The 10,015-nt window shown below is 71.3% G+C and carries 10 protein-coding genes; 5 read left to right on the top strand and 5 right to left on the bottom strand.

Annotated features, from left to right (window positions below):
* Positions 1-9: 9 nt before the first annotated feature.
* The 4 genes from AC57BS_RS16380 to AC57BS_RS16365 all read right to left on the bottom strand — a co-directional run bounded on the left by AC57BS_RS16380 (position 10) and on the right by AC57BS_RS16365 (position 4,042).
* Entirely contained in the window at positions 10-915 is a 906-nt protein-coding gene (locus AC57BS_RS16380; protein ID WP_496412501.1) for a glycosyltransferase family 2 protein, read from the bottom strand.
* Positions 912-1,841, bottom strand: a complete 930-nt coding sequence (locus AC57BS_RS16375; protein WP_496412500.1) for a glycosyltransferase family 2 protein — start codon at positions 1,839-1,841, stop codon at positions 912-914. The genes AC57BS_RS16380 and AC57BS_RS16375 overlap by 4 nt, the downstream gene beginning before the upstream one ends.
* A gap of 31 nt (positions 1,842-1,872) precedes the next feature.
* The gene (locus AC57BS_RS16370) at positions 1,873-3,432 is read right to left on the bottom strand and encodes an LCP family protein (RefSeq protein ID WP_496412499.1); all 1,560 of its coding nucleotides are present in this window, start codon (positions 3,430-3,432) and stop codon (positions 1,873-1,875) included.
* 94 nt (positions 3,433-3,526) lie between these two features.
* Positions 3,527-4,042 (bottom strand): acyl-CoA thioesterase, encoded by a 516-nt coding sequence (locus tag AC57BS_RS16365; protein WP_496412498.1) that lies wholly within the window; start codon positions 4,040-4,042, stop codon positions 3,527-3,529.
* Positions 4,043-4,067: 25 nt separating this feature from the next.
* On the opposite strand from AC57BS_RS16365, the gene AC57BS_RS16360 reads away from it, so the two are divergent.
* From AC57BS_RS16360 to AC57BS_RS16350, 3 genes are all read left to right on the top strand, one after another.
* Positions 4,068-5,279 (top strand): LCP family protein, encoded by a 1,212-nt coding sequence (locus AC57BS_RS16360; RefSeq protein WP_496412497.1) that lies wholly within the window; start codon positions 4,068-4,070, stop codon positions 5,277-5,279.
* A 161-nt stretch (positions 5,280-5,440) separates the two neighbouring features.
* The gene (locus AC57BS_RS16355) at positions 5,441-6,160 is read left to right on the top strand and encodes a PadR family transcriptional regulator (protein WP_496412496.1); all 720 of its coding nucleotides are present in this window, start codon (positions 5,441-5,443) and stop codon (positions 6,158-6,160) included.
* Positions 6,157-6,588, top strand: coding sequence for a DUF1707 SHOCT-like domain-containing protein (locus AC57BS_RS16350; protein WP_496412495.1), 432 nt, complete (start codon positions 6,157-6,159; stop codon positions 6,586-6,588). Before AC57BS_RS16355 ends, AC57BS_RS16350 begins: the two co-directional genes overlap by 4 nt.
* Positions 6,589-6,605: 17 nt before the next feature.
* Here the strand turns inward: AC57BS_RS16350 and AC57BS_RS16345 are convergent, their stop codons facing one another.
* Positions 6,606-7,433 carry a universal stress protein gene (locus tag AC57BS_RS16345; RefSeq protein WP_496412494.1) on the bottom strand — a complete coding sequence of 276 codons (828 nt, stop codon included), beginning with the start codon at positions 7,431-7,433 and terminating at the stop codon, positions 6,606-6,608.
* Positions 7,434-7,540: 107 nt separating this feature from the next.
* On the opposite strand from AC57BS_RS16345, the gene AC57BS_RS16340 reads away from it, so the two are divergent.
* Together AC57BS_RS16340 and AC57BS_RS16335 are read left to right on the top strand one after the other, a co-directional pair.
* Positions 7,541-7,978: a pyridoxamine 5'-phosphate oxidase family protein gene (locus AC57BS_RS16340; RefSeq protein ID WP_496412493.1), complete on the top strand. Its 438-nt coding sequence runs from the start codon at positions 7,541-7,543 to the stop codon at positions 7,976-7,978.
* Between the two features lie 165 nt (positions 7,979-8,143).
* Positions 8,144-10,009, top strand: a complete 1,866-nt coding sequence (locus AC57BS_RS16335) for a PA domain-containing protein (protein ID WP_496412492.1) — start codon at positions 8,144-8,146, stop codon at positions 10,007-10,009.
* The last annotated feature ends 6 nt before the right edge of the window (positions 10,010-10,015 follow it).

Genomic DNA, 10,015 nt, shown 5'->3' with positions numbered 1-10,015 from the left:
TGGGTGAGTCTATCGAGGGGGGCGGGCTGCGTCGGTCAGGCGGCGCATGCCCCGCGCCGAGGCCATGGCGCGGATCACGTTGCGCGCCTCGGCACGGCCGCCGCGCAGGGGGCTGAGGAGGACGACGACGAGCGTGATCAGCCAGGGCTTGAGCCGCACCAGCAGGTTCTCCCCGTGGCGCAGGTGCACCACGAAGAGGTTGCGGTACATGTAGAAGCCCTTCCAGCCGGACAGGTCGTGCTGCTGGTTGAAGTCGAGCTGGCGCACCAGGACCGCGTCGCGCACGGCGAGGATGCGGCGACCGGCGCGGCGGGCGCGCACGGCGTACTCGGCGTCGTCGTAGAAGATGAAGAAGGCCGGGTCGGGGAAGCCGATCTCCTCGACCACGCTGCGGCGGGCCATGAAGCCCTCGAAGGCGACGTTGTGCACCTCGACGAGCTCCGGCATCGACGCGCGGTCGGCGTACACCGTGTCGACCGTCGACCGCTTGGGGCGGATCGCGAGCGGGTTGCGCAGGTCGAAGTCGATGGCGGCCTTCTCGACGAGGGCGCCGGAGCGGTCCTCGCGGACCGCGATGAGGCAGTCCTCGTCGACGGCCATGAGGGTGGCGAGGCAGTCGGGGGCGGGCACCACGTCGTCGTCCATCAGCCACACGCGGTCCCAGCCCGCGTCGTACGCCGCCCGCACGCCGCGGTGGAAGCCGCCGGCACCCCCGAGGTTGTCCTGCGTGATCACGTGGAGGGGCAGGTCGGTGCGCGCGGCCAGCACCTCGCCGGTGTGGTCGGTGCTGGCGTTGTCGACGACGATCACCGCGTCGGGGCGGCGGGTCTGGGCGGCGATGCCGTCGAGCATGCCCGCCAGCAGGTCGGCGCGGTCGTGGGTCACGACGACGATGGCGACCGTCTCGTGCCTCACGACAGGAACCTCCGGTGGCCGTCGAAGTCGCCGGCGATGCCCGCGCGCATGGCGCCCACGCTGAGCCGCAGCCGCGACAGGCTGGGCCGGGTGAAGGTGTAGAACCAGGCGGTCTTCACCACGAAGGCGAGGGCGTGGAGCGGGCCGCGGTAGTCGCGGAGGTTGACCAGGTTGTTGCGGGCCATGCAGTAGTGCTTGAGGTCGCTGGGCGAGTCGTTGTAGGTGGTGCGGCCGAACATCATCGGCGTCCCGAGGTTGCCCACGCTGGGGTGCCGCACAGTCGCGGTGACGACGGTCGCGACGCGGGCGCCCGCCTCCTCGGCGCGGAGGCGGTACTCGTGGTCGTCGCCCCAGATGAAGAACTCCTCGCGGGGCAGCCCGATGCGGTCGACCAGCTCCTTGGTGACGAGCACGCCGTTGAAGGGGATGACGATCCCGTCGATCCGGTCCCGGCGGGCGGCGCGGCGCACGTCGTCGACCGCGTGCACGACCCGGGTACCGCCGGGCAGGCGGATCGGGAAGACCAGCCGGTCGGGGTCGGCCTCGTCGACGACGAGCGGGCCCCAGAAGTCGAGGTTGTCGGTCTCGAGGAGCAGCCGGTCGAGGCAGTCGACGTCGGGCAGGCCGTCGTCGTCCATCAGCCAGACCAGGTCGGCCTCGCGGTCGATGGCCCAGGCGAGGCCGTCGTGGAAGCCGCCGGCGCCGCCGCGGTTGGTGGTCAGCGTGCGACCGGACAGGGGGATCTCACCGGTGGTCGGGCGAGCGGCGAGCCACTCCCCCGTGCCGTCGGACGATGCGTTGTCGACCACGAGCACCTCGGCGAGACCGTCGATCTCGCCGAGCCGCGCGACCAGCTTCTGCAGCAGCGGGAGGCGGTTGAAGGTGACCACGACCGCGACGATGCGAGGCAGGGGTCCGGTGGTCACGGCGTACACACTAGGGGCGAGCGGTCGACGCTCAGCAAACCGCGCCCAGGTCCTCCGACTGGTTGGCGGCATAGCCGGTGGACAGCGAGCCCAGCGAGCCGCCGGTGACGGCGGGAGGCGCCTCGGGCGTGGTCGGGGCGGCCGGCGTGGAGGTGCCGCCGTCCTGCGGGGCGGCGCTCTCGCCGCTGCCGTCGGCGTCGCCGCCCGCGGGGGCCTCGGCGGCCGGCTCGGGCGCAGCCTCGACGGTGCCCGCTGGCGCCTCGGGCTTGCGGCCCTCGGCCTTGGCGATCGCGGCCGCGACCTTGGCGTGGACGAGCTCGATGTCGGGGTTCGCCGTGTTGATCATCGGCGGCACGAGCGACAGGGTCGCGATCTTCTGGCTCCTGGCCTTCAGCGCGAGGTCGACGAAGCGGTCGACCTCGCCGCGCGGGACGTCGGTGGAGACCATGGCCGAGCTGGCGCCGGCGATCTCCTCGAAGTTGCGCAGCGCGACCTGCGGGCTGACCTGCTGGAGCATCGCGCTCATCACGCACTTCTGCCGCGCCATGCGCGAGTAGTCGTCGGAGCCCTCACGGGCACGGGCGAACCAGAGGGTGTCGTGCCCGCCCAACGTACGGACGCCGGGCTCGATGTAGTGGAAGGTCTTCTCGTGCGGGAGGCCGACGGGGATCGGCTGGCGCACGTTGAGCTCCACGCCGCCGACGGCGTCGACGAGGTCCTTGAACCCCTCGAGGTTGACCATCGCCCAGTAGTTGATGTCGAGGCCGGTGATGCCCTCGACGCCCTGGACGGTCGCGTCCACACCGGGGTTCTTCGAGCCCTTGAAGAGCTCGGCGTGGTCGAGCGCCCACGTGGCGAGGCCGTTGAGGTACATCCCCTCCTCGTCGAACCCGTCGGGGAACTGCTCGTCCATCACCGATCCCTCGGCGAAGGGGAAGTTCTGCATGTTGCGCGGCAGCGAGATGAGCACGGTCCTGCCGGTCTCGGCGTCGATGCTGGCCACCGTCATCGAGTCCGGGCGCAGGCCCCAGCGTCCGGCTCCGGAGTCGCCACCCATCAGCAGCACGTTGTAGCGCCCCTGGCTGGCGTCGACCGCCGAGCCGTTGCCGAACATCGTGATCATGAAGTCGCGCTGCACACCGACGAGGTGCGCGCCGAAGAGCAGCGCACCGGCGACGCTGAAGCACAGGAAGCCGTTGACGCCGACGACGGCCAGGCGGTGCTGTCGCTGCAGGGTCAGCGGCTGGCCGAGGCGCCAGGCGTCGACGAAGAGGTACGCCCACCCGACGGCGAGCGCCATCAGGCCCAAGCGCAGCGCCTGGAGGAGGGCGGTGTTGGTCCCGGCCCAGAAGGCCACGCCGTTCCAGACGTACGACACCGCGACGGCGAGCACGCCGACGACGACCAGCGTGAGCCAGGTCCACAGCGCGATGCGGCCCACCCGGCGACGACCCGAGACGAGCTGGGCGGACCCTGGGAGGACGAGCGTCATCAGCATGAGCGTCACCGCGCGGCGGAACCGGACGCGCTGGGCGCGGTCGAGCGCGGAGAACCGCGTCTGGGGCGACCCGGGGGGCGGGACGGGCGGCATCAGGGGCCTTTCTTGCTGGGGGAAGTCAGCCCGCCCAGTATCACCAGTCACACCCGTCACACCCGGGCGCGACGCGCCGAGGCATGCGGGTGGGCTACCCCTCGCGGCCCTGGTCGATCTCGGCCTTGCGCGCCAACCGGTGCGCCCGCCGGATCTCCGCCTCGCGCCGGCGGCGTACGTCTCCCGCCGTCTCGGTCTCCAGCGGCGGCACCGGCCGCGGGTGGCCCTCGTCGTCGATGGCCACGAAGACGAAGTAGGCGCTGGCGACGTGGACCGGCTCGTCGCCGGCGTTGCCCCAGGGCTGTGCCTCGACCCGTACGCCGATCTCCATCGAGGACGTGCCGGCCCAGTTGACCTGGGCGTAGGTCTTGATGATGTCGCCGACGTGGACGGGCGCGAGGAAGGTCATCTCGTCCATCGCGGCGGTGACCGCCGGGCCGCCGCTGTGCCGGTGCGCGACCGCCCCCGCCGTGGAGTCGGCGAGCTTCATGATCTCGCCGCCGTGGACGTTGCCCAGCAGGTTCGCCTCGCTCGCGTGCGCCATGATCCCCAGGCTCACGCGGCTGTAGGACGTGGGACGCGCCGTGATTCCCTCGCTGCGCTCGGTCATGCGCGGCACGGTAGCGTCATCGGTCATGACTGATCGTCCGCAGGGCTCCGGGATGCCCGAGAAGGGAACGCCGGAGTACGACTGGCTCTACGGGAGCAAGTCGCAGACGCCGCCGAGCGACGCCACCCAGAGGGTCGAGGCGCAGCAGGCGCAGGGAGCCGGGCGACCCGACGAGACCCGGGTGATGCCGGTGGCCCGTCGCGAGGCGCGCGGGTCCGGCGGGCAGCCGCCCGGCACCGGGCGTACGGCCCCTGCCGCCCCGCCGCCGCGGCCGAAGAAGCGGCGCTGGCGCCCTCGGTTCCGGCTCGGGCTCATCCCTCTGCTGCTCATCCTGGTCCTCGTCTACCTCGCCGGCGTGCCGCTCTACCACTGGGCGAAGGTCGACAAGGTCGACGCGGCGCCGTCGGGCGACAGGCCCGACGACCAGCCCGGCACCAACTACCTCATCGTCGGCTCCGACAAGGCCGACGACCTCACCGACGAGCAGCGCAAGGTGCTCGACACGCCCGAGCGCGGCGGCACCAACACCGACACGATCATCGTCCTGCACACCGGCTCCGGTGGCCGCACCATGATGTCGATCCCCCGCGACACCCTCGTCGAGGTCCCGGACGGCGGCACGCAGATGATCAACGCCGCCTTCGCGGGCGGCGGAGCGCCCCTGCTGGTCCAGCGGGTGGAGGCGCTGACCGGCATCCACATCGACCACTACGTCGAGCTCGGCTTCGGCAGCGTGATCAACACCGTCGACGCCTTCGGCGGGGTGGAGATCTGCCCCAAGCAGGACATGAAGGACCCGCGGGCACGCCTCGACATCAAGAAGGGCTGCCAGGAGGTCGACGGCCTCACCGCCCTGGGCTACTCCCGATCGCGCTACGTCACCGCGCTCAGCGACCTCGACCGGGTCGCGCGCCAGCGCGAGGTGATCAGCGCGGTCGGCGACGAGGCGCTCTCGCCGTGGACCTTCCTCAACCCGGTGCGCTACTGGCGGATCAACGACGCCGCGTCGGGCGCGATCCGCGTCGACGAGGAGATGAACCCGGTCGACATGGGTCGCTTCGCCCTCGCGATGACCGGCGACAGCCAGACGTGCACCATGCCCAACCTGCCCGCCCCCAGCGACCCCAACCGGATCATCGCCGACCCCGACCGGGCGCCGGCACTGTTCCGGGCGATCATCGACGACGAGACCGTCCCCAAGCGGGCCTGCACGCCCACCGGCCGCGCCCGCGGCTGACCGGACCAGCCCGACGGACCAGCCCGACGGACCGGGGAGAAGTCCCTTGTCCGTCGGGTTTCGTCGGCGTACGCTCACGATATATCGCGATAGGTCACCGATAGGTCTGCGATACATCACGAGCGTTCAGCCATCACCGCACGATCCGAGGGAGCACCACCATGGGACACCACTGGCCCGGCGCCGACTGGCCCGGCAACGACGACGAGAGCAACGAGCGCGGCGAACGCGACTACCGCCGCCCGAGCGGCAACCCCGACTGGAGCGGCTGGAGCCAGGCGTTCTCGAGCGGCGGCGTCCGCGGCCGCCGGGCGAGCGGCCCGCCGCCGTGGCTCGGTGAGATCTTCGGCTTCGCCACCTCCCCGCAGCGGCCCCAGCAGCGCGGGCCGCGGGTGCGTCGCGGCGACGTGCGCACCGCGATCATCGACGTGCTGCACCGCGCCCGTCAGGCCGACGAGCCGATCAACGGCTACCAGGTGATCCAGGAGATCGCCGAGCTCAGCCACGGGGAGTGGCGCCCCTCCCCCGGGTCGGTCTACCCGACGATCCAGCAGCTCCAGGACGAGGGCCTCGTGGAGTCCGACGACGAGCGCGGCCGCCGCACGATCCGGCTGACGGACACCGGCGTCGCCTGGGCCGAGGACAACACCGATGACCTCGCCGCCGTGTGGGCGCCCTTCGCCCGCACCGAGCAGCCGGTGGCCGACCAGCCGTCCGGGCAGGCCGACATCAAGAGCGAGATCGGCCAGGTCGTCAGCGCCGTGTGGCAGCTCGCGACGCAGGGCTCGGACCAGCAGAAGAAGGCCGCCCTCGACGCGCTGGTCGACACCCGCCGCCGGCTCTACGGCATCCTCGCGGACGGACGGGACGGCGAGCGATGAGCCTGCCGGACCCACGCATGCGGATCGCGGACAGCGACCGTGAGCGTGCGATGGCCGACCTCGCGATGCACTACGCCGACGGGCGCCTCGAGCACGAGGAGTACGACGAGCGGCTCGACGCCATCTGGACCGCCCGCACCCGCGCCGACCTCGCGCTGCTCTTCAACGACCTGCCCCGGATCCAGGCACCGCAGCCGAGTCGCACCCCGGCGCGTACGCCGCGACCGGCCGGCTCGCGCTTCCGCCTGCCGCTCCTGCCGGTCATCGCGGTCCTCGTCGTCCTCAGCATCCTCACCGAGGCGCCGTTCTGGCTGCTGGTGTTCCCGCTGATGTGGTTCCGGATGCGACGTCACGGTGGGACGCACCACAGGGCCCACCACCCGTCCGCCGGCCACACCGACTACCGCCGCCGCTCGCACGGCTGGTAGCCGGTCCGCGGTCGGTCTCAGCGCACCACGACGACCGGGCACTCCGCGCGCTGCAGCACGCCCTGGCTGACCGAGCCCAGCAGGAGGCCCCCGAAGAAGCCGAGCCCGTGCGAGCCCACCACCAGCAGCGAGGCGCTGCGCGACGCGTCGGCCAGGCAGCGCACCGGCGCGACCGGGACGGCCTCCTGCTCGAGCACGAGGTCGGGGTGGTCCGTGCGTACGCCTGCGACGCTCTCGGCGAGCAGGACCTGCCGGTGCGGCAGCGAGTCGATCACGCGCGGCTCGCTGCTCCACACGTCGGTGGACGGGACGTGGTCGTGCCACGCGTGGATCGCGGTAACCGACTCGCCCGTCCGCTCGGCCCGCATGCAGGCGTACTCCAGGGCCTTCGAGCTGGCCTTCGAGCCGTCGATGCCGACCACGATGCGCCTCGAGCCGGCGGTGTGCGCGGGACGTACGACAGCCACCGGGCAGGTGGCGTGGCGGGCGAGGTGCTGGCTCACCGACCCGATGAGGAGATCCTCCGTGCGCCCGTGGCCGCGACTCCCGACGACCACCATCGAGGCGGACTCCGACGCGCGCAGCAGCTCCTCCATGACGTGGCCCACCCGGGTCTCGAGGACCGCGTCGGGCACCACGTCGGAGAGGGCTGCCCCGGCGCCGGCGAGGACCTCCTCGCCGTGGTGGGCGACGGCCAGGCCCCAGGGCGAGGTGACGACGTCGTCGACGACCACGACGCGGAGCCCCGCTCCCGTGGCGCGGGCCTCCTCGCCGGCCCAGCGGAGCGCGAGCTCGGCGTCGGGCGACCCGTCGTAGGCGACCAGGATGGGGTGCACGGTGTCCATGACCCCAGCGTCTGCCCTCCCGCGTGCGGGCGGCAGGTGAGGAGGGCCCGTCCCGGAGGGGTCCAACGGCCCTGCCGACGACCAGCGGGCCGCCGTACGTTCTGTGCATGGACGAGCCGATCACCCGCATGAGCACCGAGGAGTGCTGGGAGTTCCTGCGCCGCCGCGAGTTCGGCAGGCTGGCACACCACCTCGCCGACGAGGTGCACATCGCCCCGGTCAACTACGCCGTCGACCACGACCCGGCCACCGGCCGGCGCTCGCTGCTGTTCCGCACCGCCGAAGGGTCCAAGCTGCTCGGCGTCGTGATGAACCCCGACGTGGCGTTCGAGGTCGACGAGATCGTCGACGAGCACGCGACGAGCGTGGTCATGCGCGGCCGCGCCCGCCAGCTCGAGGAGGACGAGGAGCACCGCGCCGAGAACCTCCCGCTCAGGCCGTGGGTCGCGACCGAGAAGTGGAACGTCGTCGAGGTCGACGTGACCGAGATCAGCGGTCGCCGGTTCGAGCTGTCACGCCCGTGGCAGCACATCATCCCTGACTGAGCAGCTCGGCCGCTCGCGGGGACGGTTCTGGCGGATGGACGCCCCTGGAGGGACGTACCCCAATTGGGGTCTAGGTGTGCACGCGGACGGAGTCCTAACGTCGAGAGCTGAGCAGCCGCATCGCGCCGGCGACCCGCGCCGCCCCGGCTGGCACCGGAGGACCCCATGCGAGCACATCTTCGACGCAACCTGACCCGGATCATGCTGGCAGCGGCTCTCGTCACCGCGGTCAGCGGCATCGCGTCCGCGCACCCGGAGCCGGAGTCGGACGGGGGCCTCCCCCACTCCGACGGACCACGCGACGCACACCAGCACGGGGACACCAGAGGACACCTGCCAGCGAGCTCCACCGGCAACATCGACGTCGTCAGCAAGCTTCGGCTCAAGAACGTCGTCCCGGAGAAGATCGCCGACGTCGGCGTCCACGAGGACCACGCCTACCTCGCGGCCTGGGGCGTCGTGACGTGCAAGTACAACGGCGTGCACGTCGTGGACATCTCGGACGTGGACAAGCCGAAGGAGGTCGCCTTCATCGGCGCCAAGCACGGCAGCTATCCCGGCGAGGGGATCCAGGCCCTGTCGGTCGACACCCGCGCCTTCACCGGTGACCTCCTCGTGTCCAACAACGAGAAGTGCGACGAGAACGCCGGCTTCGGCGGCATGAACATCTACGACGTGACCAACCCGAAGGCCCCGACACCGCTGGCCGAGGGCATCGGCGACTTCACGGTCAACGGCCAGGGCAAGAAGGCGGCCAACGAGATCCACAGTGTCTTCGCATGGGACGCCGGCGACCGCGCCTACGCCGTCATGGTCGACAACGAGGAGGGCAAGGACGTCGACATCGTCGACATCACCAACCCGAAGAAGCCGTTCCTCACCGCGGAGTACGACCTCGATGAGGAGTTCCCGCAGATCAAGCAGGCCGCGCCCAGCAACCTGGTCGAGGTCTTCCTCCACGACATGGTCGTGAAGAGGATCGGGGGCCGCCAGGTCATGCTGCTGTCCTACTGGGACGCCGGCTACGTGAAGGTGGACGTGACCGACGTCCACGACCCGGTCTACCTGGGTGACACCGACTTCACCAACCCCGACCCCGAGGCACTCGAGAGCGGGTTCACCGTGCCGCCCGAGGGCAACGGGCACCAGGCCGAGCTCACCGCCGACAACGACTACGTCATCGGCGCCGACGAGGACTTCGCTCCCTACGCCCTCCTGGCGCGCAACGTCACCGACGGCACCGACCTGGTCGCCGGCCAGGGCAGCGACACCACGCCGCTCGCCGAGGGTCAGACCATCACCGGGCAGGCGAAGTTCGCCGGCCGGGCCTGTGCCGGTGACCCAGCCGTCCCGGCCGGGGACGGAACCCAGATCGCGGTCGTCGAGCGAGGCGTGTGCGCCTTCACCGAGAAGGTCGCCAACGTGATCGCGGCAGGCGGATACGCCGCCGTGCTGATCTTCAACCGGACGGCCTCGGACGCCTGCAACCAGACGCTCGGCATGAGCGTCGACGGTGACATCCCGACATTCGGCGTCGCCCCACGGCAGCAGGGCTACGCCATCTTCGGCGTCGAGGGCCAGTACGACGACGCCGCGTGCCTCGCCGGGGACGGCTCGCAGCTGGCGCCCATCCCCGTGGGCGCCGTCGGCGACACGCTCACCTTCTCGTCCTACTTCGACGGTTGGGGCTACGTCCACTTGTTCCGCAACCAGGGCGGGAAGATGACCGAGCTGGACACCTACGCGATCCCCGAGGCGCACGACCCGGCGTACGCACGGGGCTTCGGTGACCTCTCGGTGCACGAGGTGGCCACCTCGCAGGCGCATCCCGAACGTCTCTACTTCTCCTACTACTCGGGCGGGTTCCGCGTGGCGGAGATCAAGGACGACAAGATCGTCGAGAAGGGGCACTACATCGCCGACGCGGGCAGCAACTTCTGGGGCGTGCAGGTCTTCGAGCAGGACGGCACGGAGTACGTCGCCGCGAGTGACCGCGACTACGGGCTCTGGATCTTCGAGTACACCGGCTGAGCGCCC

Source organism: Nocardioides sp. BGA-UO-ETr-FS32 (assembly GCF_059567905.1).
Note: the sequence above shows the minus strand (reverse complement) of the source record. Positions and strands in the feature narration are given on the sequence as shown.

Bases quoted from the DNA above. Each gene is read 5' to 3' on its own strand.
- AC57BS_RS16370 (WP_496412499.1), bottom strand. From the start codon at position 3,432: ATGCCGCCCGTCCCGCCCCCCGGGTCGCCCCAGACGCGGTTCTCCGCG.
- AC57BS_RS16365 (WP_496412498.1), bottom strand. From the start codon at position 4,042: ATGACCGAGCGCAGCGAGGGAATCACGGCGCGTCCCACGTCCTACAGC.
- AC57BS_RS16360 (WP_496412497.1), top strand. From the start codon at position 4,068: ATGACTGATCGTCCGCAGGGCTCCGGGATGCCCGAGAAGGGAACGCCG.
- AC57BS_RS16355 (WP_496412496.1), top strand. From the start codon at position 5,441: ATGGGACACCACTGGCCCGGCGCCGACTGGCCCGGCAACGACGACGAG.
- AC57BS_RS16350 (WP_496412495.1), top strand. From the start codon at position 6,157: ATGAGCCTGCCGGACCCACGCATGCGGATCGCGGACAGCGACCGTGAG.
- AC57BS_RS16345 (WP_496412494.1), bottom strand. From the start codon at position 7,433: ATGGACACCGTGCACCCCATCCTGGTCGCCTACGACGGGTCGCCCGAC.
- AC57BS_RS16340 (WP_496412493.1), top strand. From the start codon at position 7,541: ATGGACGAGCCGATCACCCGCATGAGCACCGAGGAGTGCTGGGAGTTC.
- AC57BS_RS16335 (WP_496412492.1), top strand. From the start codon at position 8,144: ATGCGAGCACATCTTCGACGCAACCTGACCCGGATCATGCTGGCAGCG.